Annotated in this window: 26 protein-coding genes and 1 pseudogene; 14 read left to right on the top strand and 13 right to left on the bottom strand. The window is 67.0% G+C overall.

Going from position 1 to position 26,487, the window contains the following annotated elements; translation table 11 throughout:
* The 4 genes from A5622_RS26775 to A5622_RS29900 all read left to right on the top strand — a co-directional run.
* Nucleotides 1-562: sensor domain-containing protein (locus A5622_RS26775; protein ID WP_197508107.1), on the top strand; the 562-nt coding region annotated here is incomplete at its 5' end.
* Nucleotides 563-574: 12 nt separating this feature from the next.
* Complete coding sequence (locus A5622_RS26780) at nt 575-1,582, top strand: sensor domain-containing protein (RefSeq protein ID WP_066882308.1); 1,008 nt, start codon at nt 575-577, stop codon at nt 1,580-1,582.
* A 115-nt stretch (nt 1,583-1,697) separates the two neighbouring features.
* Nucleotides 1,698-2,546: a sensor domain-containing protein gene (locus A5622_RS29420; protein WP_197499526.1), complete on the top strand. Its 849-nt coding sequence runs from the start codon at nt 1,698-1,700 to the stop codon at nt 2,544-2,546.
* 4 nt (nt 2,547-2,550) lie between these two features.
* Entirely contained in the window at nt 2,551-3,522 is a 972-nt protein-coding gene (locus A5622_RS29900) for a sensor domain-containing protein (RefSeq protein ID WP_066882312.1), read from the top strand.
* A 12-nt stretch (nt 3,523-3,534) separates the two neighbouring features.
* Here A5622_RS29900 and A5622_RS26795 read toward each other — a convergent pair whose 3' ends face one another.
* The gene (locus tag A5622_RS26795; protein WP_066869713.1) at nt 3,535-4,290 is read right to left on the bottom strand and encodes a cutinase family protein; all 756 of its coding nucleotides are present in this window, start codon (nt 4,288-4,290) and stop codon (nt 3,535-3,537) included.
* Between the two features lie 236 nt (nt 4,291-4,526).
* On the opposite strand from A5622_RS26795, the gene A5622_RS26800 reads away from it, so the two are divergent.
* The gene (locus A5622_RS26800) at nt 4,527-4,766 is read left to right on the top strand and encodes an acyl carrier protein (protein WP_066869715.1); all 240 of its coding nucleotides are present in this window, start codon (nt 4,527-4,529) and stop codon (nt 4,764-4,766) included.
* 275 nt (nt 4,767-5,041) lie between these two features.
* Entirely contained in the window at nt 5,042-6,529 is a 1,488-nt protein-coding gene (locus tag A5622_RS26805; protein WP_066882314.1) for an NAD(P)/FAD-dependent oxidoreductase, read from the top strand.
* 3 nt (nt 6,530-6,532) lie between these two features.
* On the opposite strand, the gene A5622_RS26810 is transcribed toward A5622_RS26805, so the two are convergent.
* From A5622_RS26810 to A5622_RS26825, 4 genes are all read right to left on the bottom strand, one after another.
* Entirely contained in the window at nt 6,533-6,985 is a 453-nt protein-coding gene (locus A5622_RS26810; RefSeq protein ID WP_066882316.1) for a hypothetical protein, read from the bottom strand.
* Nucleotides 6,986-7,021: 36 nt separating this feature from the next.
* Complete coding sequence (locus A5622_RS26815; RefSeq protein WP_066882318.1) at nt 7,022-7,564, bottom strand: ester cyclase; 543 nt, start codon at nt 7,562-7,564, stop codon at nt 7,022-7,024.
* 93 nt (nt 7,565-7,657) lie between these two features.
* The gene (locus A5622_RS26820; protein ID WP_066882320.1) at nt 7,658-8,965 is read right to left on the bottom strand and encodes a cytochrome P450; all 1,308 of its coding nucleotides are present in this window, start codon (nt 8,963-8,965) and stop codon (nt 7,658-7,660) included.
* Nucleotides 8,966-8,999: 34 nt separating this feature from the next.
* Nucleotides 9,000-9,347: an MmpS family transport accessory protein gene (locus A5622_RS26825; protein ID WP_197498095.1), complete on the bottom strand. Its 348-nt coding sequence runs from the start codon at nt 9,345-9,347 to the stop codon at nt 9,000-9,002.
* 90 nt (nt 9,348-9,437) lie between these two features.
* Between A5622_RS26825 and A5622_RS26830 the strand changes: the two genes are divergently transcribed.
* Together A5622_RS26830 and A5622_RS26835 are read left to right on the top strand one after the other, a co-directional pair.
* On the top strand, nt 9,438-10,523 hold the full coding sequence (locus A5622_RS26830) for a dihydrodipicolinate reductase (RefSeq protein WP_066869733.1): 1,086 nt from the start codon (nt 9,438-9,440) through the stop codon (nt 10,521-10,523).
* A gap of 105 nt (nt 10,524-10,628) precedes the next feature.
* Nucleotides 10,629-12,392 (top strand): Hsp70 family protein, encoded by a 1,764-nt coding sequence (locus A5622_RS26835; protein ID WP_066882322.1) that lies wholly within the window; start codon nt 10,629-10,631, stop codon nt 12,390-12,392.
* A 40-nt stretch (nt 12,393-12,432) separates the two neighbouring features.
* Here A5622_RS26835 and A5622_RS26840 read toward each other — a convergent pair whose 3' ends face one another.
* From A5622_RS26840 to A5622_RS26855, 4 genes are all read right to left on the bottom strand, one after another.
* Nucleotides 12,433-12,897: a hypothetical protein gene (locus tag A5622_RS26840; RefSeq protein WP_369827500.1), complete on the bottom strand. Its 465-nt coding sequence runs from the start codon at nt 12,895-12,897 to the stop codon at nt 12,433-12,435.
* Nucleotides 12,898-12,969: 72 nt separating this feature from the next.
* Nucleotides 12,970-14,067 (bottom strand): SAM-dependent methyltransferase, encoded by a 1,098-nt coding sequence (locus tag A5622_RS26845; RefSeq protein WP_066882324.1) that lies wholly within the window; start codon nt 14,065-14,067, stop codon nt 12,970-12,972.
* A gap of 44 nt (nt 14,068-14,111) precedes the next feature.
* On the bottom strand, nt 14,112-14,744 hold the full coding sequence (locus A5622_RS26850; protein WP_066869742.1) for an MBL fold metallo-hydrolase: 633 nt from the start codon (nt 14,742-14,744) through the stop codon (nt 14,112-14,114).
* Nucleotides 14,744-15,841 (bottom strand): S-(hydroxymethyl)mycothiol dehydrogenase, encoded by a 1,098-nt coding sequence (locus A5622_RS26855; protein WP_066882326.1) that lies wholly within the window; start codon nt 15,839-15,841, stop codon nt 14,744-14,746. Before A5622_RS26855 ends, A5622_RS26850 begins: the two co-directional genes overlap by 1 nt.
* Nucleotides 15,842-15,920: 79 nt before the next feature.
* Here A5622_RS26855 and A5622_RS26860 point away from each other — a divergent pair, with 79 nt between their 5' ends.
* The 3 genes from A5622_RS26860 to A5622_RS26870 all read left to right on the top strand — a co-directional run bounded on the left by A5622_RS26860 (nt 15,921) and on the right by A5622_RS26870 (nt 18,472).
* Nucleotides 15,921-16,988 carry a class I SAM-dependent methyltransferase gene (locus A5622_RS26860; RefSeq protein ID WP_066882328.1) on the top strand — a complete coding sequence of 356 codons (1,068 nt, stop codon included), beginning with the start codon at nt 15,921-15,923 and terminating at the stop codon, nt 16,986-16,988.
* Nucleotides 16,988-17,806, top strand: coding sequence for a serine hydrolase (locus tag A5622_RS26865; protein WP_066882330.1), 819 nt, complete (start codon nt 16,988-16,990; stop codon nt 17,804-17,806). The genes A5622_RS26860 and A5622_RS26865 overlap by 1 nt, the downstream gene beginning before the upstream one ends.
* A gap of 153 nt (nt 17,807-17,959) precedes the next feature.
* Nucleotides 17,960-18,472 (top strand): DUF3145 domain-containing protein, encoded by a 513-nt coding sequence (locus A5622_RS26870; RefSeq protein WP_066882341.1) that lies wholly within the window; start codon nt 17,960-17,962, stop codon nt 18,470-18,472.
* A gap of 115 nt (nt 18,473-18,587) precedes the next feature.
* Here A5622_RS26870 and A5622_RS26875 read toward each other — a convergent pair whose 3' ends face one another.
* Nucleotides 18,588-19,553, bottom strand: a complete 966-nt coding sequence (locus A5622_RS26875) for a diacylglycerol kinase (RefSeq protein ID WP_369829259.1) — start codon at nt 19,551-19,553, stop codon at nt 18,588-18,590.
* Nucleotides 19,508-21,088, bottom strand: a complete 1,581-nt coding sequence (locus tag A5622_RS26880; protein ID WP_156753108.1) for an FAD-binding oxidoreductase — start codon at nt 21,086-21,088, stop codon at nt 19,508-19,510. The genes A5622_RS26875 and A5622_RS26880 overlap by 46 nt, the downstream gene beginning before the upstream one ends.
* A gap of 47 nt (nt 21,089-21,135) precedes the next feature.
* Here A5622_RS26880 and A5622_RS26885 point away from each other — a divergent pair, with 47 nt between their 5' ends.
* The 3 genes and pseudogenes from A5622_RS26885 to A5622_RS30570 all read left to right on the top strand — a co-directional run bounded on the left by A5622_RS26885 (nt 21,136) and on the right by A5622_RS30570 (nt 24,897).
* The gene (locus A5622_RS26885) at nt 21,136-21,705 is read left to right on the top strand and encodes a TetR/AcrR family transcriptional regulator (protein ID WP_066882336.1); all 570 of its coding nucleotides are present in this window, start codon (nt 21,136-21,138) and stop codon (nt 21,703-21,705) included.
* Nucleotides 21,702-23,243, top strand: coding sequence for a glycerol-3-phosphate dehydrogenase/oxidase (locus A5622_RS26890; RefSeq protein ID WP_066882339.1), 1,542 nt, complete (start codon nt 21,702-21,704; stop codon nt 23,241-23,243). Before A5622_RS26885 ends, A5622_RS26890 begins: the two co-directional genes overlap by 4 nt.
* A gap of 101 nt (nt 23,244-23,344) precedes the next feature.
* Nucleotides 23,345-24,897 (top strand): annotated as a pseudogene (locus A5622_RS30570) (FAD-dependent monooxygenase).
* Nucleotides 24,898-24,956: 59 nt separating this feature from the next.
* Here A5622_RS30570 and A5622_RS26900 read toward each other — a convergent pair.
* Nucleotides 24,957-26,378 carry an acyl-CoA carboxylase subunit beta gene (locus tag A5622_RS26900; protein WP_066869770.1) on the bottom strand — a complete coding sequence of 474 codons (1,422 nt, stop codon included), beginning with the start codon at nt 26,376-26,378 and terminating at the stop codon, nt 24,957-24,959.
* A gap of 32 nt (nt 26,379-26,410) precedes the next feature.
* The coding region (locus A5622_RS30395; RefSeq protein WP_231122602.1) for a hypothetical protein at nt 26,411-26,487 on the bottom strand (77 nt) is incomplete at its 5' end.

Below are 26,487 nucleotides of genomic sequence, written 5' to 3' on the forward strand. Positions count from 1 at the left end.
CAGCCTCGACGACGTCAGGAACATCGCCGGAGATCCGAATCTCAAGGGCGAGGATCCGGTCCACCAACTCACCCCGCTGAGTCCCAAAGATGGGACGTATGACCGGCCCGAATGTGCGGCCACGATCGCCATCGGCATCCCGGACGCCTACACGGTGACCCCGCTGGGTGTCGCCATGTCGGGATTTTTCGACCTCCAGAGTGCGGGCGGCCCAAGGGGATCCGTGCAATCCGTGGCTGCCATGCAGGATCCGGCTACGGCGCAAAAGCAATTGGGTGATCTGCGGTCGGTATGGCAGCGATGCGGCGGCTCGACCGTGAAATTGACCTATGCCGACAGTGGTCGAGTCGTGTCGTTTTCGGTCGGTGTGCCTGCGGATTCCGGTGGGGGCATTAGCACCATCGATGTCCATGCTCAGGGACAGCCGGTGCGTTTTGTGTTGGCCATGGCCGTCAAGAACAATGTGTTCATCGAGGTGCGGGCGAGCGCCGCCGCCGTCGATCGCGCGCACCAGGCGGCAGTGGACGTTGTCAACTACACACTCGGCAAAATCCCGGGCTGACAGGACCCATCGATGAACCAACCGCAGAATCCATTCGGCCCTAATGCCTTCGGCCAAACCCCGTACGGTGGTGTCCCATACGGGGGAATGCCGCCGGGGCCGCCCATCTACACTGCGCCGCCACCGCAGCGGCGGCGCGCCAACGTCTTCGCGACGTTATCGGTCGTGTTCGCGTTCGTTTTCGCGCCCGCCGGAGCGGTCCTGGGCCACCTGGGCCTGGCGCAGATACGCCGTTCCGGTGAACGCGGGCGTGATCGCGCGATCGTCGGCTTGATGCTGTCGTATGCGGTCATCACGCTGACGGTGGTGGGCGTGGTGGCGTGGGCGACCCAGTCCGACGACGGCTCATCTCGGACGGCGTCAGGCACCAGCGCGCCAGCCTCGACCGGTGCAGGCTCGTCCCCGCCGTCGTCCATGGTCACCCCGACGGGCCTGCCCGCGCTGCTGCCGACGATCGACGACGTCAAAAGGTTCGTCGGGGACCCCAACCTCGTTGCCTTGCCACCGACGTTCAGGCCAGGCCCGGATTCCGACAGCGCGTCGGTGGATCGCCCCGAGTGCTGGCCGGTCATGGGGGGCGGCGCTCCGAACTCCGACACGCAGGCCCTCGTGGGTTACTACGGGTTGGTGCTGGTCGACGACCACGACATACCCGCACTCAAGGAAGCGGGGCAGGCGCTCATGTCCTTCCGGGACCCGCCGGCCGCGCAACGGCAGCTGGCGAATCTGGTGTCGATATGGCGCAAATGTGGCGGGTCGACGATGAACATCCTTCCGCCTCCGGGCAAGCAGGCGGCGCCGGTCGCGGTCTCGATGGGTGTTCCCTCCGATGCCGGAAACGGCATCACCGTCATGGTTTTGACCACCCAGGGCCCGGTGCTGCGGTCGCGCAACGACCGAGCGATTGCCGCCAAAAACAATGTGGTCGTTGACATCAATGTCGTACTGGTGGACACCGACCGCGGCCAGCAGGCCGCACTCGACATCGCCAACTTCATCCTCAACAAGATTCCAAGTTGAACACATGACGAATCCTTTTGGCGCCAGCCCATTTCAACCGAACCCGTTCGGAGGTCCGCCAGGTCCGCAACACCCGCCGCGACCGCCGGTCCCACCGGCGCGCGACGAGGCGAACGTGTTGGCGACGCTCTCGGTGGTGTTCGCGTTCGTCTTCGCCCCGGCCGGTCTCATCCTGGGCCACTTGGCATTAGCGCAGATTCGCCACAGCGCACAGCGTGGTCGCGACCGCGCCTTGGTCGGGGTGACGTTGTCGTATGTGTTCATCACCGCATTGGTGGTTGCGTTGATCGTCGGGGCGGTCATGCCTGACGCGAGGTCAATCCAAGCCGCGCCACCAACCACCACCACGAAGCCACCGCCGCCCACCGTCGCGCCGGCCGATCTCGACGGGCTGCTGCCGACTCTCGACGACGCCAAAAGGTTCACGGGCGACCCGACATTGACGGTCTATACGACATACCATCGGCCCACGCTCGACCCGCAGGCGACTACGATCGACCGACCGGAGTGTTTCGGGGCGTTTCGTTCCGGCGAGCCCTCGGTCTACGACCTTTCGCTCATCAGCGGCTATTCCGAGTCCAACTTCCTCGACACCAACGAACCCCTCAATCAATGGAGCGTAGGGGAAGGGGTCGCGGCGTATCGCGACGCCGCGGCGGCGCAGACACAGCTCGCCAACCTGCGATCCATCTGGCAGCGATGCGGGGGCTTAACGGTCAATGAGACACGCAGTAGCGGCAAGGCATACCCGGCCTCCATGACGTTGCCCGCCGATGCGGGCAACGGCATCACGACCATGGACAACGTGTCAGACACCCCGATTCGCGTCTTCGGTGTCCGCGCGATCGCCGCTAAAACCAACGTGGTCATCGACGTAGGGGTGTGGGCCACCAGCAATACCGACCGCAGCCGGCAAACCGCCCTCGCGGTCACCAACTTCATCCTCAACAAAATCCCGGGTTAGCCGCATGTCAAATCCCTTTGGCGCCAGCCCCTTTCACCCGAACCCGTTCGGTGCCGCACCGCCCGGCCCGCAACACCAGCCGCCACCGCCGGGCCCGCCGCGTGCTGAGGTCAATGTGTTGGCGACGTTGTCGGTGGTGTTCGCGTTCGTCTTCGCCCCGGCCGGTCTCATCCTGGGCCACTTGGGATTGGCGCAGATGCGGCGCACCGGCGAGCGTGGCCGCGATCGCGCTCTGGTGGGCGTGACGCTGTCGTACGTGTTCATCACCGCGGCGGTGGTCGCGGTGATCGTCCGCGCGACGCTGCCCGACGCGACTCGGGCCGCGACGCCCGCGACCACGGCGCAGCTCACCACCACGACGCAACCTTCCGCGCCGACCGTCGCGCCAGCCGATGTTGACGGACTCTTGGCGAATCTCGAGGACATCAAAAACTTCACCGGTGATCCGGCCATGGAGGCTGGTGCGACGGTCCACCAACCGACACCCGACCCGGGGCGTGGCCGAATCGACCGGACGGATTGCTGGGCCGTCATGGAGGCCGGATCTCCGGAGACCTATGACGTACCGGCCATCGCTGGGTTCGCGGGGTCGGGCTTCGCCGATTCCCACGACGTCGATCACCAGTGGGGTGTTGGTCAGACGGTCGCAAGGTTTCACGACGCGGCGGCGGCGCAGGCTCAGCTGAACAAGGTGCTGTCGATCCTTCGTCGATGCGGCGGCGCGATGATGAATGCCACCTGGCCGAACGGCCAGACGTATCCGGTGGCCATGGAGCCGCCCGTCGACGCCGGCAACGGCGTCACCACCATGGCGCACGTGCTGCAGACGCCGACCCGGATGTTCTGCATCCAAGGGTTAGCCGCGAAAGCCAACGTGTTTGTTCAGGCGGGCGCGTGCGCCAGCGACGGGCCCGGCCCGAGCGAGCACGCCACGATGGCCCTGACGAACCTGATCCTGGGCCGGATCCCCGGCTAGCCGGCCGGCTACTCAGCCGCCGAAGCCGGCCGGAGGCGCCGCGACCGGAGCCGGACCACCCAGGCCCAGGTGGCTGGAGGCGAAGGCGACTCCCTTGTCGATCATCGTGCCGTCGTCGGCGTAGGTGTTGTGTGCGGCGAAGTTGAGGCCGTCGGAACAGACCGGGTCCTCGGTGGCGCACACCTTGATGGTCTTGTCCTGATACAGCGGGCCGATTTCCACGGGCGGTTCGTTGAGGAAGTTCATCGCCCGCACGTTGGGCATGCCGAACAGCACCACCGAGGAGACGTGGTTGGCCACGTCGGGGGCCAGCGGCTTGGGCACGGTGTTAGGGTCGATGCCGTCGGGCACGGCGGCCGAGGTGACAAAGCCCATCACGGCCGCGCCCTGCGAGTAGCCGCCGAGCACCATCTTGGTGTTGGGGCAGTCATGGGCCATCGAATTCACGTGCGCGCCCGCGTCTCTGACGCCGTCGATGCCGGTCGCCCACTGATCGCTGGCGGGGTAGTTGACGGGGTAGACGTCGAAGGACCGTCCGCCCACGCGCTGGTGCAGGGCGTCGACGAAGGCCTGGCCGGTGGGGCCCACGCCCGGTGCTTCACCGGTGCCGCGGGCGAACACCACTTGCACGTCCGGACACTGGGCCGACGCGGAGGGGATAACGGAGGCGGACACGGCCGAAACGGCCACGCCCGACGCTGCGAGAACTACTGCGGAACCAAGAGTGCGAACGATGCGACGTGCGATCATGGCGTCGAAAGTGCCCATGCAAGCCCCTCCCAAAACTGTCAACTTGCCAACCATTTCGTGCTGATTTCCTATGTACCGGAGCGCAGCGACAGGGGTGGATAGCGGCGGCGTCGCCGCGATCGAACCGACGCCACCATTGCGCAGTCGGGTTGCCTACAAAAAACACTTTAAGCGGTCGTTTGGTGTTGTCCATTCAGGGTAGCCGGTCACGTGCGAGTACCAGATTCGGCACTCACTCTCTGAGAGGTGACGACATGGCAACGGGTGAAACGGGTTTCGACGACGTAACCTTCGATCTCATTTCGATTCAATACCACTCGCTGAAGGCCGGGCACGATTACGGCCAATATGTGCGAGACGCGAAGAATGCCGGCTTGGATGACGTCGCGTCCTTCTTCAGCGACGTGATGGCTCAGGACTCCGAGCGCGCCAGGCGATGCCACGAGTTCCTGGGTCAGCTGCAGGGAACAGCTGCGGCCGGACCGGCCACATGATAAGAAACCGATAGTCGCCAGGGTTTCGCCCTGAGCTAAGTCGCTGGCATCGATTGCGACCCGCCGTCGCGTAATCGCTGGCGGTGCGGCCGTTTACGCAGTTGACGGCCGTATTTCCCGTTCTGATAGACCCGTCGATGAGTTACCGCGGATGTGTCGGCAAGGTCACATACCGGCAAAGCTCGGATGCGTGCGGCGTGGCGGCCTATTAGAGTTACGTATCTTAGGGAAAGCTTATGATTCGTTAAGTACGGAAACAGGTACGGAGCAACGCTGTGGACACGGACCGTTTCGACGCAATCATCGTAGGTGCGGGTTTCGGCGGCATCGGTGCCGCTATTCAGCTCAAGCGCCTCGGGTTTGACAACTTCGTCATCCTCGAGCGCGAGGACGACTTGGGTGGCACCTGGCACGTCAACCACTACCCGGGCATCGCCGTCGATATCCCGTCGACCACTTACTCGTACTGGTTCGAACCCAAGCCGGACTGGTCACGGCTGTTTGCGCCCGGGGCTGAGGTCAAGCAGTACGCGGTGGACGTCGCCGACAAATACGACGTGCGCCGTCACATGCGTTTCAGCACGACGGTGGAAGGCGCCCAGTGGGATGAGGACGCCGCGGTGTGGCGGGTGGCGCTGGCCGGCGGCGAAACGCTGACGACCCGTTTCCTGATCACGGCTACCGGGTTCCTGTCCCAGCCCCGCATGCCGGACATCCCGGGCATCGCGCGCTTTGCAGGCAAGGTGGTCCACACCACCGCCTGGGACCACGACTACCGCTATGAAGGACGGCGTGTCGCGGTCATCGGGACCGGCGCGTCCGCGGTACAGGTCATTCCGGAGCTGGCCAAAGAAGCCGCAGAGCTGACCGTCTACCAGCGCACCGCGACCCACGTGATACCCAAGTTCGACTTCGAGTTCTCCCCGGCGGTGCGGCGCCTATTTGCGCGGGTGCCGGCTGCGCAGCGGGCGCTTCGGTGGGTGAGCGACGTCATCCTCGAGATCATCATGGTGGTGGGGGCGCTGCACTTTCGGGAGTCGCGGGGGAGGGGGAACATCTCGGCCTCCGATTTGGCCAAGATCAGTCGATTCCGGTGGATCCGGGACAAGGAACTGCGAGCCAAGCTGACGCCGGACTATGACCTCGGTTGCAAGCGGCCCACCTTCTCCAACAGCTTCTACCGCGTGTTCACCAAGCCGCACGTGCACCTGGAGACCACCTCGATCGAGCGGATCGAGCCCGACGGCATCGTGTCCACCGACGGGCGCAAGACGGTCATCGACACCCTGGTCCTGGCGACCGGTTTTGATCTGTGGGAGGCCAACTTCCCGGCCATCGAGGTGGTCGGCCGCAAGGGCCGCAATCTGGGCAAGTGGTGGCGAGAGACCAGGTTCCAGTCCTATCAGGGCGTCTCCATGCCCTACTTCCCGAACTACCTGGGACTGGCAAGCCCGTTCGCCTTCTCCGGACTCTCCTTCTTCCACACCATCGAATACCAGATGCGGCACATGGACAGGTTGCTCGGCGAGGTCAAGCGTCGCGGTGCGACGACCTTCGAGGTGACCGAAGAAGCCACCGACCGATTCATGGAACGGATGACCAAGCGGCTGGACAATTCGGTGTTCTACGCCGGAAACTGCGCGACGTCGCGTTCGTACTACTTCAGTCCCAGCGGTGAGGCGTCGCTGCTGCGGCCGACGTCGACACTCAACTCGGTGCGCGAGGCCGGAGCCTTCCCACTCAGCGACTACGTGATCGCCTAGCCCTCAGTGGTGCGCGGATCCGATCAACGGTTGTCCGTTGGCGGATTGCAACAGGCAGATGACGGTGCTCGGGGTGGGGTTGGCGCCGGTGCGGTCTTGATTCGAGTCGATGAGATAGGTGATCGAAAACCGGCTACTGGCAGCGGGTTGGCCGGTATACGGGGCTAACCCGGCCGCGCAATCGCGGTTGGCTACGGTGGCGATTGCGGCGTCGACGGCCATCGGAGCGCGCAGATACACCTCGGCTAAATGCGCTGTCGCACAGTCGACTACGGTGACGTTGACGCGGCTCCCGTCGGCCGGCGGCAGGTCGGCGACGCATTCACCGGCCTGCAGGTCGATCCACTTCTCGGTATGCGAGCCCGGCTGCAAGGGGGTGGCGGCGGCCATGGCGCACGAACCCAGCATTGCCACGGCGGTCAGCCCGAACATCGTGTGAAGGCGTGAAATCCGCATCGCGGCCTCCTTTGCCCCATCCCTTAGCGGTGGAGTTTAGGGCGTATTGGTCAGCGCCGGGTCCGGTTTTTCCGACGACATCGACAGGAATCCGCGCAGGCACCGCGCGCCCAGCCACCAATTCGCTGGCTTCTTCATGTCCAGACCGCCCAGGAGCTGCTTGATCATGGTCAACGTGTCGAAGTAAATGCGTTCGCAGACAAGCGTTTCGGTGTCGTCGAAAACGAAGTACGCGGTCATGCGGACCCGGAACCGGCTACCGGTGGGCGGCACCCTGCCCAGATAACCCCGGTGCGTGCCCATCAGCCAGAACTCCACGATCACCGCGTCGGCGCTGTGGCGCAGCGCGATGATTTCGTGGTCCTGGTCGGGAAATGCGGTCCGCGTGTAAGCGTAGTACTCGCGCACCGCCGCATCGCCGTCGTGCACCAGCATCTGGGGGATCAGCTCGTAACGCGGATGCGGGAAGGTCGACAAGACGTCATCCCAGGCGTGACGGACCTCGTCGTGGAAGTGGTCGAGCACGAGTTTCTGGCGGGCGGCCAGCACCTCAGGGGCGGGAAACGCGGGAATGGTCACGCCGATCAGCGTAAGCCCCGAACTGATAGCGCATGCGCTATCGCTTTGGTCAAGGTGATATTGCCTTGGGGCAGAGGCCAACTCGGTGTGGGTCTACCGCGGCGGTGTCCACGCCACCGGCAGCGATTTGATGCCGTGGATGAACTGCGACAACAGCCGTGCGGGCTCGTCCGTCGCGACGATGTCCGGTATCTCGCGCCGCAATTCGTCGAAGACGACCCTGATCTCACGGCGAGCCAGATTGGCGCCCAGGCAGAAATGGGCACCGCCACCGCCGAAGCCGAAGTGCGGATTGGGCGTGCGCGCCACGTCGAAAACCCAGGGATTCTCGAACGTCGACTCGTCGCGATTGGCCGAGTTGTACCACAGCGTGGCCTTATCGCCGGCCTTCATTTTGGTGCCGCTGAGTTTGAAGTCGCGGGTCAGGGTGCGTCGCATGTACACCACCGGGGAGGCCCACCGCACGATCTCCTCGACGGCGGTCGGGGTCAGGCGATCGAAGTTGGACCACCACTTCTGCCGCTCGGCGGGATAGCGCGACAACGCCAGCACGCCGTGGCTGATCGCGTTGCGCGTCGTCTCGTTGCCGGCCACCACCAGCAGGATGAAGAACGACGCGATTTCGGTGGACGACAGGCGTTCCCCGTCGACCTCGGCTTCCACCAGGCTGGTGGTCAGATCGTCGTGGTGATTGGACCGCCGGTCCTCGGCCAGCGCGCTGGCGTAGGCGCCGATGTCCATCGACACCTGAAGGAATTCCTCGAAATCGGTGGCCAGGTCCGGGTCGCCGAACCCGAGAATGACGTTGGTCCAGTGGAATATGCGTTGATGGTCCTGTTCGGGGATGCCCATCATGTCGCAGATGACCTGCAACGGCAGCGGGCCGGCGAGCTCGCTGACCAGTTCGGCCTCCCCGTCGGGATGATTGGCGATCAGCGACGCAACCAGCCGCCGGGCCCGCTCGCGGACCGAGGCCTCGATGCGGGCCACCACTTTCGGGGTGAACGCGCGGCTGACGATCGAGCGCAGCCGCTGGTGGCGGGGATCGTCGAGCACGATCATCGAGCCGAAGTATTCGCTGATCTCCGGGGTGTTGTCGTTGATCGTGATGTTGGGGCTGGAGCTGAAGATGTCGGGATGGCGGCTCGCGAAATGCACGTCGTCATGTTTGGTCAGCGCCCAATGCCCGTCGCCCGGTTCGAAGCCCTCGTACTCGACCGCGGGCCAGAACGAGATCGGCGCCTCGCGGCGCAGCGTCGCAAACGCGCCGTCGCGAAAGTCGTCGTCCAACTCCCAGAAGGCCAACGACTCCAGATGGATATCGGCGAGCGGAATGTCGGGCGGGGGCGCCCCGTTCGTCCGCGGGGCAAGAGCCTTCTCGGGACCCGTCTTGAGGCTCACCAGGACCTCCTTCGTCGTGAAAACGAGTGCTGGGTCAGTGCGTACAGATGGTTCGAGCGGGTGCGCCCGTCGTTGCCGTCGCGGCGCTCACCACGTTGCCGTCGAGCAGGATCTTGCAGGAGATGGGTCCCGGCCCCTGGGCGCTGACGGTGAACACCTCACCGCCATAACCGGTGAACTCCGTCGACCACGGCAGCGGCGCATTCACCTGGTGCAGCTGCCCGTTGTCGGTTTGGTAGTAGATGAATTCGGCGACCGCCGGCCCGTTGACCTCGTAGCGGACCTTGGGCATCTGGGGCAGGGCATGGGCCATGCCGCATGCATTCGCGAATCCGAAACCGACGGCCAACAGGACCGAAGGTCCGGCGAGGTGCTTCGTCATGAATTGCATCGTGTCACCACGAGCGACGGTAGGGAAGCTTATGGTGAAGCCCGAAGCGGGGGCTGGTGCGCGGAAAGGTGGCGGCAGAACATGGCAGAACACGGCTCAAAGCGTGTGGTGGTGTACGGAACCGGCTTCGTCGGCAAGATGGTGATCGCCGAGATCGTCAAACACCCGCTGTTCGAGTTGGTCGGCGTCGGCGTCAGCAACCCCAACAAGGTCGGCCGCGACGTCGGCGAGATCTGCGGGCTACCCGAGCCCGTCGGCATCACCGCCACCGACGACGTCGACGCCCTGATCGCCCTGAAACCCGACGCGCTGGTGCACTACGGCCCGACGGCCATGCACGCCAAGGAGAACATCTCGCTGATCACCCGGTTCCTGCGGGCCGGCATCGACGTCTGTTCGACGGCGATGACCCCGTGGGTGTGGCCGACCATGCATCTCAACCCGCCGAACTGGATCCAGCCCATCACCGAGGCCTGCGAGCTGGGGGAGTCGTCGTGCTTCACCACCGGCATCGACCCCGGATTCGCCAACGACCTGTTTCCCATGACGTTGATGGGGTTGTGTTCCGAGGTGCGCCGGGTCCGGGCCTCCGAGCTGCTGGACTACACCAACTACGAGGGCGACTACGAATTCGAGATGGGCATCGGCCGCGAGCCCGAATTCAAGCCGATGCTGGAAGACCGCGACATGTTGATCTTCGCGTGGGGCGCCACCGTCCCGATGATCGCGCACGCCGCCGGCATCATGCTCGACGAAATCACCACCACCTGGGACAAGTGGGTGACGCCCACGGAGCGCAACTCCGCGAGGGGCGTCATCAAGCCCGGGCACGTGGCCGCGGTGCGGTTCACCATCAACGGTGTCTACAAGGGCGAGACCCGAATCCAGCTCGAACACGTCAACCGGATCGGCTTGGACGCGGCCCCCGACTGGCCGACGGGTCACGACAACGACGTCTACCGGGTCGACATCGAGGGGACCCCGAGCATCTTCCAGGAGACCGCGTTCCGGTTCACCGACGGCTCGGGCCGCGACGCGGCCGCGGCCGGATGCCTGGCCACCGGGCTGCGGGCACTTAATGCCGTGCCCGCGGTCAACGACTTGGGGCCGGGCTGGGTCACCCCGCTCGACCTGCCGCTGATCGCCGGCGAAGGCAGCATCCGGTGACCGTCGCACAGCGGGCGCATAGCCGCCGCTGACCCGCAATACAGGTAATGGCGGCACAATAACGGCTAGCCGATGCGAGCTGGTGCTGCGGATACGGGGATTCACATGGTCGATGGAGTCGGGACCGCGCTGGGCTTGTCGATCGGCGCCACCAACTTGGCGGCGGTGACCACCGACAACGCCTTCACCCGCAAGCCCGTCCTGACGCAGTATCCGGATCGTCCCGCCGAGATCGGCATCCCCGCGGAGAACCCCAGACTGCAGGGTCCCGGTGTGGTGATCACCGGCTTCGTCAACCGCGTCGGCGACCCGCGCCCAGTCGTGGCGGCCGATGGCTCGGTGTACCGCAGCGAGGTGTTGGTCGCCGACGGGTTGCGCGCGCTCGCGTACGCCGCCACCGACGGACGCCCCCTGCCCGACAACATCGCGGTCACCTATCCGGCGCACTGGCAATCGCACGCGGTGGATGCCCTCGGCGCGGCGCTAGGTGAAATTCCGGAATGGTCGCAACGGCCGCGTCCCATCCTGCTGATCCCCGACGCCGCCGCAACGCTGCTCGCCGTGCGGACCAACCCGGGCATACCGCCGAGCGGCACCGTAGCGGTGTGCGATTTCGGCGGCAGCGGCACCAACATCACGTTGCTGCACGCCGACGGTGACTACCACGCGTTTGCCCCGACCGTTCGGCACCCCGATTTCTCCGGCGACCTGATGGATCAGGCGCTGCTGAGCGTGGTGATCGCCAACATGCCGACCACCGGGGCGTTCCCCACCGGCGGCGCGGCGATCGGCTCGCTGAGCCGGCTGCGCAGCGCATGCCGGGTTGCCAAGGAACAGCTGTCCTCGCGCACGACGGCCACGCTGACCGACGGGCTGACCGGGACGCGCGGCGAAATCCGGATCGGGCGGCACGAACTTGACGACGCGATCCGGCCCTCGCTGAACCGCATGATCGCGGTGTTGGACCAAACGTTGGCGCACAACGGGATTCGTGACCTCGTCGCCATCGTCTCGACGGGTGGCGGGGCCAACCTGCCGACCGTCACCACCACGCTGTCGCGCCACTTCCGCGTTCCCGTCGCGACGACGCCACGCCCGCAACTGGCGGCCGCCGTCGGAGCCGCGCTGCGAGTGGCCCAAGGTCCCGGCGAAGCGGGCGCGACACTTTCGGCGCCCGCCGTGCCCGCCGCGGCCACGGCCCGGGCAGCCGTGCGGCCGGACCCCCGCCCCGAAGCGACCGCGACCTCGCCCGCGCCGCCGGCCGAGCCGACGCAGGCGGAGATGGCACGGGCCTGGTCGGCCACCGGTCACAACTCGCGGGTCAACGCCGCCATCGCCGCCGACTATCCGCCGACCGACTCACCGACTCCGGCTACGCCTGACGCCGCAGCCGAGACGCCCAAGCGCAAGGGTCTGTTGTCCCGCTGGCATCTACTGCCGGCGGCGGCGATCCTGATCACCGTCGCGGCCGTGCTGCTGGTGGGCACCGCGGTGGCGATCGGGCTGGGTTCGCAGAACAAATCGGCCACCACGCCGGCGCCGGCGGTCAGCACCACGCCGGCGGCCCCGCCGCCGGCTTCCAACAGCGCCACCGCGGCGCCGGCACCGCCGCCACCGGACGTTCCGGTGCCGTCAACCTCGGATACCAACCCGCCCGCCGAGACCGAGACACCGATGACCACCACACCGCGGGCGACTCCCCAGGCGGCACCACCGCCAGCTCCGCGCCGGGTGGCGACCCCGCCCGAGGTGCCACCCATTCCAGGCGTCAACCAACCGATTCCCGGGCTCGACCGGGTCAACCAGATCATTCAGGAAATCGAGGGCAACCTCGGCATCACGGCGCTGGGCCCCATACCCGGTCACTAGGCCTGCGATCTAGGCCTGCGATCGGGAATTCGGGCCTAGCTCAATCCTTTTCGCCCTTGTTCTCCGCGGCGGCGGCCTCTTTGAGGACCTCGTTGAGCTTCTTATCCTTCTCGATCTGATCCTTCAGCGCCTGCTCGTCGCGTCCCTCGTCGCCCTCGGTCTTGGCCTGCGAGCCCTCGCCCGAATCCCCGCCCTCGGGCTCCTCGTGCCTGGGATTGCCGTCGTCGTCGAGCCAGTCGTTGACCGCCGTGCCGGACACGCTTCCGCCGGTGCCGGGCAGCACGATCGTGGGTTTGTCCTTATAGGCCTCCATCATCTTGGCGGCCTCTTTTTTGTCGTCCTCGTCAGGCTCGGGCTTCTCGGTCAGCTTCTGCTCATCATCCCCTTGATTAGTCTGATCAGCTTCTGCGGCTCGACCCGATTGCCTATCGTCCTGATGCCTATCGTCTTGATCAGTTGACTTATCGTCCTGCTGGTCGGTCGATTTATCGTCCTGCACGCTCATGCGTCTACCCCCTTGCGGTCGCAGGTTCGACGATTGCAGGGGGTTACCCGCTGCGTGGTTGTGCCGAAACTCTCATGAACGCGCGGCGTCGCGCTTGACCAGCACGACCAAGGCCTGCGGGATCCGCATCGGCTCGGGTGCGCTTGACAGGCGCTCGGCGACCGCGCACTCCAACTGCTCGACGAAATGGCCGGCCCGCTCGTCGTGGCTCCCACCGTCGAGTGCGGTCACCAGCGATCCGGACAGCGCGGACCGCGCGAAGGCCGCCCACTGCGCACCGAACGCCTCGGCGTCGTGGTCCACCTGGTAGCGAGCCCAGAACCGATCCTCGGCGTTGAACATCTCGAGGTGCTCGATCATCAGGCCCTCGAACCGTCCCTTCGGCGCGAACGGGGCGCGGAAGTCCTTCTCGGCGCGAGCGAACGTGGGAATCGTCATGCGCCGCACTTCATCCGAGTGCAGCAGGCCGTCGCGCACCAGATCAGCGAGCGCCGCGACGAGGGCATCGAGCAGTGGGGCGAAACCCGCCGACCCGTCCTCGTCGGCCGCCAGCATCAACGCCACCAACCGGCCCTCGGGAGCCAGCTCGCGCCCGCGGAACGCGACGAAGTTGTGCCAGTCCAGCGCGGCCTGGTCGGCGTAGGCCGCTTGCGCCGCGTCGTCTGTGCTGCGCGAGACGTGCACGTGATCGTGCACCTCGCAGGGGGTTCGGCTCAGCCACTGGGTTGCCCAAGACGTCCAGCCCAGGTTGACCGTCTTGGACGGCACGATCTGGTCGTAGAACGACCGGCCGACCGCGGAGGTGAACGTCGCCGTATCGGAGTGCAGGTAGCTCTCCGGGTCGTCGGCCACCGTCTCGAACAGCGCCGCGAAGTCGTTGCCCGGTACGTCGGTGTGCGCCACCAGGATTGCGTGGTCGTGTCGCGTGCGCCGGCGCAGCACGGCGATGCCGGCCGACAGCGGTCTCAGCGAATTGTGGCCGTTGGCCGCGCCATAGTCGGCGATGACGATCGGCTGCGGAGGCTTGGGCAGCGCCACCTGTTCGGCGGCCCGCTCGAACACCGCGATCGCCTGCGCCAACCCGGCGGCGCGCAACCGCGATGCCTCGGTGTAGGAAGGCTCGGGCCGCACCACAATGCTCGATTCGGGCATCCGGGCTTCGGGCGGCATGAATCAACGATAATGGCCGAGCCGGTGCTCAGTTCGGCGAAGGATCAGTGGCCGCGGGCCACCCATTCTTCGTAGTGCACGATTTCGTCGCCGATGGTGGTGCTGTCGCCATGGCCGGTGTGCACGACCGTGTCGCCGGGCAACGTACCGAGCCGACCGGAGATCGACTGCAGGATCGTTCCGAAATCCGAATAGGAGCGCCCGGTCGCGCCCGGGCCGCCGGAGAACAGGGTGTCCCCGCTGAACACCACGCCTTCGGGGCCCAGTTCCGGGGCATACCAGCACACCGATCCGGGGGAGTGCCCCGGCGTGTGCAGCGCCAGCAGCTCGGTGCCCGCGACATCGAGCGTGTCACCGTCGGCGATCAGCCGAAAGTCCTTGTCCGGGTGCGTCATTCGCCAGAGCACGTCGTCGCCGGGGTGGAGCAGCACCGGTGCGTCCAGCGCGGCGCCCAGTTCGGGCGCCACGGTGACGTGGTCGTTGTGGCCGTGGGTGCACACCACCGCGACCACGTTACGGTTGCCGACGGCGGCCAAGATCGGCTCGGCGGAATGCGCGGCGTCGAACACCACGACGTCGGAGTCGTCGCCGACGATCCAGATGTTGTTGTCGACTTCCCAACTGCCGCCGTCGAGTTCGAAGGTGCCGTGGGTGACCAGCCGCTCGATGCCCGCCATCAGAGCACCACCACCGAGCGGAGCACCTCGCCGCCGTGCATCTTGTGGAACGCCTCCTCGATGTCGCCGAGCCCGATGCGCTCGGAGACGAACTGCTCGAGGGGGAGCCGGCCTTGCAGATACAGGTCGATCAACGTCGGGAAGTCGCGCTCGGGCAGGCAGTCGCCGTACCACGACGACTTCAGCGCCCCGCCGTGGCTGAAGAAGTCCACCAGCGGCATGTCCAGGCGCATGTCGGGCGTCGGAACCCCAACCAGCACAACGGTTCCGGCCAGGTCACGGGCGTAGAAGGCCTGCTTCCAGGTTTCGGGCCGGCCCACCGCGTCGATCACCACGTTGGCGCCGAATCCGTCGGTGAGGTCCTGGATGGTCTTGACCAGGTCCTTTTCGGGGTCCAGCTCGCGGGCGTTGACGGTGTGCGTGGCACCGAACTTGCGAGCCCAGTCCAGTTTGGTGTTATCGGTGTCCACGGCGATGATCCGCCGGGCGCCCACCAGCGCGGCGCCGGCGATCGCGGCGTCGCCCACACCGCCACAACCGATCACGGCGACGGTGTCGTCGCGGGTGACCGCGCCGGTGTTGATCGCCGCGCCCAGCCCGGCCATCACACCGCAGCCCAGCAGGCCCGCCACGGCGGGGTCGGCCTCGGGATTGACCTTGGTGCACTGGCCGGCGGCCACCAGCGTCTTGTCGGCGAACGCGCCGATGCCCAGCGCGGGCGTCAGCTCGGTGCCGTCGGTCAGCGTCATCTTCTGGGTGGCGTTGAAGGTGTCGAAGCACAGGTGCGGCCTGCCGCGCTTGCAAGCCCGGCACTGCCCACACACCGCGCGCCAGTTCAGGATCACGAAGTCGCCCGGCGCGACGGCGGTCACGTCCGGCCCGACAGCCTCCACCCGGCCGGCGGCCTCGTGGCCGAGCAGGAACGGATATTCGTCGTTGATGCCGCCCTCGCGGTAGGTCAGGTCGGTGTGGCACACCCCGCAGGCGATGACGTCGACCAGGGCCTCACCGGGTCCGGGATCCGGGACGACGATGTCCACCAATTCGACGGGTTCGCCCTTCTTGCGTGAAATCACGCCGCGCACTGTCTGACTCATGGGCTCCAACCTAGGGGTTCGTCGCCATACATCTCTCGGCGGGTTGTCCACCCATGAACCGGGTGTAGCGTCCGTGGGCGTGACGGCTTTGGAAACCACCGAAGAATTCACCGAAAGAATAACCGCGGCAATCGACGGCGCCAGCCTGACGTTGTTGCTCAGCATCGGCCATCAGACCGGTCTGCTGGACACGATGGCCGGCATGGCGCCCGCCACCAGTGCGCAGATCGCCGACGCCGCCGGGCTCAACGAACGCTACGTCCGAGAGTGGCTGGCCGGCATGACGACCGGACGCGTCGTCGAGTACGACCCCGCCACGGCCAGCTACTCGTTGCCCGCCCAGCGCGCCGCCGTGCTGACCCGCGCCGCCGGACCGGACAATCTGGCCCTGGTCACCCTGCTCGTCCCGGTGCTCGCCGAGGTCGAACAGAAGATCATCGGGTGCTTCCGTGCCGGCGGCGGGCTGCCGTACAGCGAATTCCCGCGCTTCCACGCGTTGATGGCCGAGCAGAGCGGCGTGGTGTACGACACCGCGTTGGTCGACGTGGTGCTGCCGCTGGTGGACGGCCTGGTGCCGCGGCTGCGCGCCGGAGCCGACGTGGCCGATTTCGGCTGCGGCAGCGGACACGCCATCAACGTGATGGCACAAGCGTTTCCGGCCAGCCGCTTCACCGGCATCGACTTTTCCGAGCAGGCCATCGCCACCGGGATTCGGGAGGCCGCCGAGCGGGGGCTGGCCAACGCCGCCTTCGAAAGCCACAATCTCGCTGATTTGGACATGGCGTCAAAAAAAGACGCCTACGACGTCATCACCGTCTTCGACGCCATCCACGATCAGGCGCAGCCGGCGCGCGTCCTGGAAAACATCTACCGGGCGCTGCGGCCCGGCGGGGTGCTGCTGATGGCCGACATCAAGGCGTCGAGCCGGCTCGAGGAGAACATCGGCGTTCCGATGAGCACCTACCTGTACACGACGTCGTTGATGCACTGCATGACGGTGTCGCTGGCGCTGGACGGCGCCGGGCTGGGCACGGCCTGGGGCACCCAACTGGCCGTCTCGATGCTGGGCGACGCCGGCTTCGACGACGTGCGGGTGGCCGAGATCGAGTCGGACCCGATCAACAACTACTACATCGCCAGGAAGTGATGGCGGCCCTCGACGCTCTTGCCGACTGGCCGGTCGAGGCCGCCGCCGCCGCGGTGATCGGGCCCGGCGGCGTGCTGGCCAGTCACGGCGACACCGGGCGGGTGTTCGAGCTGGCCTCGGTGACCAAGCCGCTGGCCGCGCGGGCCGTGCAGGTCGCCATCGAGGAAGGTGCGCTCGACCTCGACACGGCCGCCGGGCCGCCCGGCGCGACCGTCCGCCACCTGCTGGCCCATACGTCGGGCCTGTCGATGCACTCCGAGCAGGTGCTGGCCGCACCGGGAACCCGCCGCATCTACTCCAACCAGGGCTTCACGGTGCTGGGTCAGACGGTGCAGCAAGAGACCGGCATCGAGTTTGCGCGCTACCTGACCGAGGCGGTGTGCGAACCGCTGGGTATGGCGGCCACCCAGCTGGAAGGCGGTGCGGTGGCCGCGGGTTTCGGGGCGAGGTCGACGGTGGCTGATCTGGCGGCGTTCGCGGGGGACCTGCTGCGGCCGGTGACGGTCTCTGAAAGCCTGCACACCGAGGCGACCACGGTGCAGTTTCCCGGTCTGGACGGCGTTCTGCCCGGTTACGGAGTGCAACGGCCCAACGATTGGGGCCTGGGTTTCGAGCTCCGGGACACGAAATCACCGCACTGGACGGGTGCGAACAATTCGGCGCGAACGTACGGCCATTTCGGCCAAGCAGGCGGTTTCATCTGGGCAGATCCCGAAAAAGGGCTGGCGCTGGTGGTGCTCACGGACCGCGATTTCGGGGACTGGGCGCTGCGGCCGTGGCCGGCGCTTTCCGACGCCGTGCTAGCCGATTACAGCTAGTGGGAAATGCACACTAGCGCAACAGGGGTATCACAAGGCACAATAGACACGCAGGACACATAAAAAATCGAAGATTTCGCACAAGCTGCCCTGTTTTGCCGGGTCCGCAGGTCGTTGGGGAAGACGTCCCTCGTGGAACCGAAGGAGCAGGAAATGCGAGCGTCGAATCAATTCGCCGACGTGACGACTGGCGTGGTGTACGTGCACGCTTCGCCCGCGGCGGTTTGCCCGCATGTCGAGTGGGCGTTGTCGTCGACCCTGGGTGCCAAGGCGAATCTGACCTGGACGCCCCAGCCGGCGATGCCCGGTCAGCTGCGCGCGGTCACCAACTGGGTCGGGCCGGTGGGCACCGGCGCCAAGCTGGCCAACGCGCTGCGGTCCTGGTCCGTGCTGCGCTTCGAGGTCACCGAGGACCCCAGCCCCGGCGTCGACGGCCACCGATTCAGTCACACCCCGCAACTCGGCCTGTGGAGCGGGGTGATGAGTGCCAACGGCGACGTCATGGTCGGGGAGATGCGGCTGCGGTCGATGATGGCCCAGGGCGCCGACACCCTGGCCGCCGAATTGGACTCGGTGCTGGGCACCGCCTGGGATGAGGCGCTCGAGGCCTATCGCGACGGCGGCGACGTCGGCGAGGTGACCTGGCTCAGCCGGGGGGTCGGCTAGTCGACCGGCGGGCCGGTTCACGCCGCCTCTCTCCGAAGCACTGGACGACTCTGGAAAGCGCTAGCACATCCGCTAGCGTGTTCGAGCACGCGCTAATGGTCCCCAGAGACCGGCCCTATCGCTTGGCCGGGCGCAGAATCTGCAGAGCGCCCGGCACCACCGAGATCTCGGCCGGTAGCGCGCAGGCGAAGTCGCCGTCGGCGTAGACGTTGATGCCGGGGCACTCGACGCGAATGGACTTGGCCCGCGCCGTGCTCACCTCGTCGAGCTGGACGTGGGTCCCCTTCATCACGGTGGGAAACAGGCGGACCAGTTTGGTGCGGGACGCCTCGTGCACCATCGTGATGTCCAACAGGCCGTCGGTGTAATCAGCCCCCGGGCAGATCTGCATCCCCCCGCCGTAGCTGCGGGTGTTGCCGAAGGCGGCCAGCGTGATGTCGGCGTCGAGCTCCTGGGTGCCGTCCAGCACCAAGCGAAATGGCAAGAGCCGCAATTGAGACAGTTCGGCGAGCATCGCGACGTAATACCGCAGCCGCCCATGCGGCCAGCTCATCCGGTTGGCGCGATCGGTGACCAGCGAGTCGAAGCCGGTGGCCGCCACGGTGCCGAACCACTTTTCGGCGCCGCTGTCGTCCCGAATCAGGCCCAGGTCAATGGATTCCGTGCAGCCGTCGATGACGATGTCCGCGGCGGCCTCCGCGTCCTTGGTGGGGATGCCGAATTCGCGCGCGTGGTCGTTGCCGGTGCCGGCCGGGATCACGCCCAACGGAATGTCGGTGCCGGCCATCACCTGCAGGGCGTTGGAAACGACGCCGTCGCCGCCGGTCACCATCACCGCGTCGGTGCCCTTCTCCATAGCCGCGCCGACGAGATGGCGCGCGTCTTGCGCGTCGTCACCGATTATTTCGACGACCTCCACACCCCGCCGGTGTAGCCGCGCGATCGCGAGTTGGGCGGCGCGTACCGCGGCGCCGTGCCCCGACACCGGGTTGGTCAGCGCGATCACCTTGCCGATTTCGCGGCGGCGCAGTGATGTCACGGAATCAGCTTGCCGGGATTGAGGATTCCGGCTGGATCCAATGTCGCCTTGACCGCGCGTAGCACCTGCACTCCCAGTTCGCCTATCTCGTCGCGCATCCACGGCCGATGGTCGATGCCGACCGCATGGTGGTGGGTGATGGTCCCGCCGGTGGCCATGATGGCATCCGACGCGGCCTTTTTGGCGGCTTTCCATTGCTCGACCGGATTGCCCCGCTGGCCGGCGACGACGGTGAAGTACAACGACGCGCCGGTGGGATAGACGTGCGAGATGTGGCACATCACCAGAGCCGGCGAGCCCGTCTCGGCGAGTGCGCCGGTAAGTGCTTGAGTCACGGCGGCTTTCAGGGCGGGAATGTTCGACCAGTCGGTGGCGGTCTCCAGCGTTTCGCACAGCGCGCCGGCGGCGAGCAGCGAATCGCGCAGGTACGGCGCGCCGAAGCGGCCGCGTTCCCAGGCCTGCGCCGGTCCTTCGCCCAGTGAGGTTCCGCCCTGGGCCGTCAGCAGTGCGCTGGTTTCGTCGTGCCGGCTGTGGACGTGTTCCTCGGTGCCCTCGAACACAGTGATGCCCAAACATCCGCCGGTGATCTGGGATTCGCCGATCGCCTCGGTGGTGGCCAGGTTGACCCCCGTCTCGGCCTCGTCGGAGAGCCGAATGACGGTGGGGCCGGTGGCATTCTGGGTGACGGCGCGCAAGGCGGCGGCCCCCGTCTCGAAGTCGGGGAACGACCACGCCTCGTAGCGGACGGCTTGCGGCGCGCGGTGCACGCGGAGCCGCACCTGGGTGATGACGCCCAGGGTGCCCTCCGAGCCGATCAACAGCTGACGCAGGTCCGGGCCGGCGGCCGATTCCGGTGCGCGACCGAGATCCATGATGCCCACCGGCGTGACCACCCGTAGCCCCCGCACCATGTCGTTGAACCGGCCGTAGCCCGCCGAGTCCTGCCCGGAGGAGCGGGTTGCGGCGAAGCCGCCGATGGTGGCGTACTCGAAGCTCTGCGGGAAATGACCGAGCGAAAAGCCTTGCGCGCCAAGGAGTCTCTCGGCGTCCGGCCCCGTGACCCCCGCACCGAAAACAGCCTGGCCGGATACCTCGTCCAGCGAGATCAGCCGATCGAAACGGCGTAGGTCGAGCGAGACGACGGCGGAGAACCCCGCGCGAATGGGATTGAGCCCACCGACCACGCTGGTGCCCCCGCCGAAAGGTACGACGGCGATGCGATGCTCCGAGCAGTAGCGCAGGACGCCGGACACGGCTTCGTCGTCGCCGGGCAACAGCACGGCGTCGGGCGCATCCTGCGGGCCGCGCTCTTTGCGGTTGAGCAGGTCGATGGTGGACTTGCCGCCCGCGTGCAGCAGCCGATCGGCGTCGGCGGTGCGGCAATACTCGGCGCCGACGAGGGCGGTGAGCGCTTCGAGATGCGCCTCCGACAACGCCGACGGGCGCAGTTGCACCTGTTCGGATCGCAGTTCGGCCGTGCGGGACCCCTCGACCCCCACGGCCTGCTGCAGTAATGACCTGATTCCCTCCGAGAGCGGCTTGGCCGCCGCAGGATCGCCCCACGCGTTCCATTTCATCGGCGGCAGGAGCCCCTGGGAATGCGTCATGCGTTACAGTATTACACATGTTGTCAATCGGTAACACCGAGCTGGATACCGGCGAGCGCATCCTCGCGGCCGCGGCCAGCTGTGTGGTGGATTTCGGCGTGGAGCGGGTGACGCTCGCCGAGATAGCCCGACGGGCGGGCGTCAGCAGGCCGACGGTGTATCGGCGGTGGCCGGATACGCAGTCGATCGTGGCGGCGCTGTTGACCCAGCACGTCACCGAGGTGATGCGCGACGCGCCGTTGTTGGGGGACGATCGCGAATCGCTTGTGCGACAGATTGTTACGGTGGCCAACCTGTTGCGTGCGGACCAATTGGTGATGTCGGTGCTGCACTCGGACCTCGCGTCGACCTATATCACCGAACGCCTCGGGACCAGCCAGCGCATGCTGATCGACGCCCTCGCCGCTCGGCTCCGGGCGGCCCAGCGGCACGGCAGCGTCCGGCTCGGCGACCCGGTCCAGATGGCGACCATGGTGCTGCTGATCGCGCAGTCGACCATCCAGTCGGCCCGGATCGTCGCGCCGATGCTCGACGACGACGCGCTGGTCGCCGAACTCGCCTACTCGCTGAACGGATATCTGTCGTGATAGCTGATCCGACCGCCCTGAACGCCGCGCGGCGCGCCGCCGACCTGACCGCACTCGCCGACGGTGAGCCACTGGACGTCGTGGTGATCGGCGGTGGCATCACCGGCGCCGGGATCGCGCTGGATGCCGCCGCGCGCGGGCTGCGGGCGGCGCTGGTGGAGAAACACGATCTGGCCTTCGGGACCAGCCGGTGGAGTTCCAAGCTTGTCCATGGCGGCCTGCGCTACCTCGCGACGGGCAACGTGGGCATCGCCCGGCGCAGCGCCATCGAGCGCGGAATCCTGATGACGCGCAACGCGCCCCACCTGGTTCACGCCATGCCGCAGGTGGTGCCGCTGCTGCCGTCGATGAGTCCGGGCAAGCGGGCCCTGGTGCGGGGCGGCTTCCTGGCCGGTGACGTGTTGCGGTTTCTGGCCGGCACACCGGCCTCGACACTACCGCGCTCGCAACGGATTTCAGCGCAACGCGTCGTTGCGATGGCGCCGACCGTACGGCGTGCCGGCCTGGACGGCGGCCTGCTGGCCTACGACGGTCAACTGGTCGACGACGCCCGCCTGGTCACCGCCGTCGCACGTACCGCGGCGCAGCACGGCGCCCGAATCCTGACCCACGTGGCGGCGTCGCGGGCCACCGGTACCTCGGTGCGGCTGACCGACATGCGCGGCGGTGAGTCGATCGACATTGCGGCTGGCGCGGTCATCAACGCGGCCGGGGTATGGGCGGGTGAGATCGACGGCTCGTTGCGGTTGCGGCCGAGTCGCGGCACCCATCTGGTCTTCGACGCCCAGTCGTTCGGCAATCCGACTGCGGCGCTGACGATTCCGATTCCGGGTGAGCTTAACCGCTTCGTCTTCGCCATGCCCGAACAACTGGGCCGGGTGTATTTGGGGCTGACCGACGAGGAGGCGCCCGGTCCCATTCCGGATGTGCCCGAACCGTCGGTCGACGAAATCACTTTCCTGCTCGACACGGTCAACACCGCACTGGGGACCGCGCTCACCGCCACCGACGTGATCGGCGCCTATGCCGGGCTGCGCCCACTGATCGACACCGGCGAGGGCCGCACCGCCGACGTCTCGCGCGAACACGCCGTCGTGGAGTCGGCGTCCGGGGTGATCAGCGTGATCGGCGGCAAGCTGACCGAATACCGCCACATGGCACAGGACGTGCTGGATCGCGCCGTGCGGGTGCGGCGACTGCGCGCCGCCAAATGCCGAACCCGCAACCTGCCGCTGATCGGGGCGCCCGCCAATCCCGGTGTGATCGCCGAGTCCGACGCCGGGTTGCCGGCTTCGCTGGTGGCGCGCTTCGGCGCCGAGGCGCCCAAGGTGCTTGCCACCGCGGCCTGCGAGCGACCGACCGCGCCGGTCGCGGACGGAATCGACGTCAGCCGAGCGGAATTCGAATACGCGATAACGCATGAGGGCGCGCTCGATGTCTCCGACATCCTCGATCGACGCACGCGGATCGGGTTGGTAGCGCGGGATCGGGAGCGAGTGGTCGCCGTGGCCGAGGAGTTTCTGGCGCGCTTCGGCTAGGGCGGCCGCCCGATGGCCTCCCGCCACACGGCCGGGTATTGATAGTTAGTGTCTTATGATAGAGACTGTCAATTTATGCCGTGCTGGTGGAGGGAGGGCCGATGACTATCCGAGTCCCGGTGTTGATCGTGGGCGCCGGCGTTGGCGGCCTGGCGACGTCGGCGGTGCTGGCCCAACACGGCGTCCATTCACTGCTGGTCGAGAAACGACCGGAGATCTTCCTGTACCCCAAGGCCCGCAACCTGAGTTTCCGAAGCTCAGAAATCCTGCGCGGCCTTGGCCTTCGGGACGAGGTGCGGGCGGTCGCAGAGCACGTCTCGACGCTGGTGGTCCGCCCACGCTCAACAGCACCGTGCAAGAGCCGGCGCTCGACGTCGGCGCGATCTTCGCCGGTCTGGACAGGCTCAGCCCCGAGCCGGCGGCGCAGTATTGCCCACAGAGCCGGCTCGAGCCGATTCTGATCGACGCGGCGCGGCGGGCCGACAGCGAGGTGCGCTACGGCACACGGTTGTCCTCGTTCGAGCTGGACGACACCGGCGTCACCGCGGTGGTGTGCGACGTCGAATCGGGGGAGTCGCAGACCGTCCGCGCCGACTATCTCGTCGGCGCCGACGGCGTGCACAGCCCGATCCGTAAATCGTTGGGCATCAGCACATCCGGGTATGGCGCGCTGCCGATCTATGTCGTCTTCATCTACTTCCGGGCCCCGTGGCGCCGCTTCATCCCGGATCTGCACGACGGCGATGGCGTGCAGGTCAAAAACGACGATGTGGACGGCATATTCCTGGTCGCCGAGGGCGATCTCGGCATGTTCATCACCACCTACTTTCCCGGTGAGGGCGAGTCGGCCGAACAGTTCACCCCGCAGCGCCGCCGCGAGCTGCTCACCAAGGCGATCGGGGAGCGGATAGACCTCGACATCATCGAGGTCGCGGCGTGGCAGCCCTACGAGCAGGTGGCCGATCAATTCGATTGTGGGCGAGGGTATCTCGTCGGCGATTCGGCGCATACCATGCCGCCGTTCAAGGCCGGGGGAGCCAACACCGCCATCCAGAGCGCACACAATCTGGCCTGGAAACTCGCCGCCGTCCTGCGTGGCACGGCCACACCCGAGCTATTGGCGACCTACCACGCCGAGCGTCATCCGGTGGGCCGATTCGCCGCGCGCCAATCGCTCACCGGGCCGTCGATGGCCCTGCTGCGGCCGGGCCGTGACGCTCCGCAATTGCCGGCCGATGAAGAATGCTCGATGTTCGCCCTGCTCATCGGATACCGGTACCGCTCGGCGGCGGTCGTGACGAGCGACGCGGAAGGCGGCGCCCTGGTGGACGAGTTGCGCGCGCAACCGGGCACGCGGGTACCGCACGTCTGGTTGCGAGACGGGGTGTCGACGCTCGACCTGCTGGGGCCCCGATTCACCGTGCTGTCCGGCGACGAGCGATGGTGTGCGGCAGCGGCTTCGGCGTCGCTGTCGGCGCATCGCTGCTACAACGACGAGTGGGCGGCGATCACTGGCCTGGCACCGGAAGGGGCGCTGCTGATCCGTCCGGACGATTTCGTCGGATGGCGCGCCGAGCGACTCCCCGCCGACCCCGAAGGGGAACTGCGGCAAGCGCTTTCGACGATCCTGGACCCGCTACCTGCGCGAGCGTAAGCGGACTGCGATTTTGCACGCGAATTTCCGCAGTGCCCTTACGCTCGCGGGCCTAGAAATTACAGCGGGATGTTCTTGTGACGGCCGCGGCGCGCGGGCGCCTGGGCCAGCGCCTCGGTGAGCTTGCTGCGGGTGTGCGACGGGTCGATCTTCTCGTCGACCACGCCGATCTCGATGGCGCTGTCCACGCCGCCCGCGATCCGCTCGTGCTCGGCCGCCAGCTGGTCGTGCAGCGCTTCGCGCTCGTGATCGGCCGCGGCGGCCAGCTTCTTCTTGTGCAGAATGCCGACGGCCGCCTTGGCGCCCATCACCGCCACCTCGGCGTCCGGCCACGCGTACACCTTGGTGGCGTTCAGCGACCGGGAGTTCATCGCAATGTAGGCCCCGCCGTAGGTCTTTCGGGTCACCAGCGTGACACGCGGAACCGTGCACTCACCGAACGCGTGCAACAGCTTGGCGCCGCGGCGCACCACGCCGCCCCACTCCTGGTCGACGCCGGGCAGGTAGCCGGGCACGTCGACGATCACCACCAGCGGAATACCGAACGCGTCGCACAGGCGCACGAAACGCGCTGCCTTCTCGGCGCTTTCGGAGTTCAGGCAGCCACCCAGGCGCAACGGGTTGTTGGCCAGCACGCCGACCGTGCGGCCGGACAGGCGACCCAGCCCGATCACCATCGACGGCGCCCAATTGGCCTGGAACTCGTCGAACGGCGTCTCGTCATCGAGGATCGCGGTCACGATCGGGCGCACGTCATAGGCCCGCCGTGCCGACTCGGGCAGCAGCGCGTGGATGTCGGTGTCACCGGCCTCGGCCTTATTCCGGTCGAAATGCCCCTGCTGGCAGAACAACCCGACCAACCGGCGACCCCGCTCGTAGGCGTCGAGCTCGTCGTCGGCGACGATGTGGCACACCCCGGACTTCTTGTGGTGGGTCTCCGGGCCACCCAGCGAGCACATGTCCACGTCCTCGCCGGTAACGCTGCGCACCACGTCGGGCCCGGTGACGAAAACCCGGCTGTCCGGTGCCATCACGATGACGTCGGTCAGGGCCGGCCCGTAGGCGGCGCCGCCGGCCGCGAAGCCGACGACCACCGAGATCTGCGGGATGTAGCCGGACGCCCGGATCATCGCCTCGAACACCAGGCCCACCGCGTGCAGGGCCTTCACGCCCTCGGCCAGCCGGGCGCCGCCGGAGTGCCAGATGCCCACGATCGGGCTCTGCTCCTCGATGGCGGTGTCGTAGGCGTTGACGATGTGCGTGCACCCCTCGATGCCCATGGCACCGCCCATCACGGTGCCGTCGGTGCAGAACGCAATGGTGCGTACACCGTTCACGGTCCCCGCGGCGGCCAGCACGCCGGAGCGATCACGCTCGTGCAACAGCTCGACGGTGTCGTCGTCGAAGAAATTGCTCAAGCGCAACAGCGGGTCGCGAGGGTCGAGCGACTCGCCAACCGTCTCGGGGGCCGTGATAGTCATCGCAGGTCTCCTGATATTCGGTGTTGCTCGGATCAGTACCGCCCGAAGGCGATGGCCACGTTGTGTCCGCCGAAGCCGAACGAGTTGTTGATGGCGTACTCGTAGTTGC

Origin of the sequence: Mycobacterium sp. 1245801.1, assembly GCF_001673055.1 — a bacterium.
Lineage (GTDB): Bacteria > Actinomycetota > Actinomycetes > Mycobacteriales > Mycobacteriaceae > Mycobacterium > Mycobacterium europaeum_A.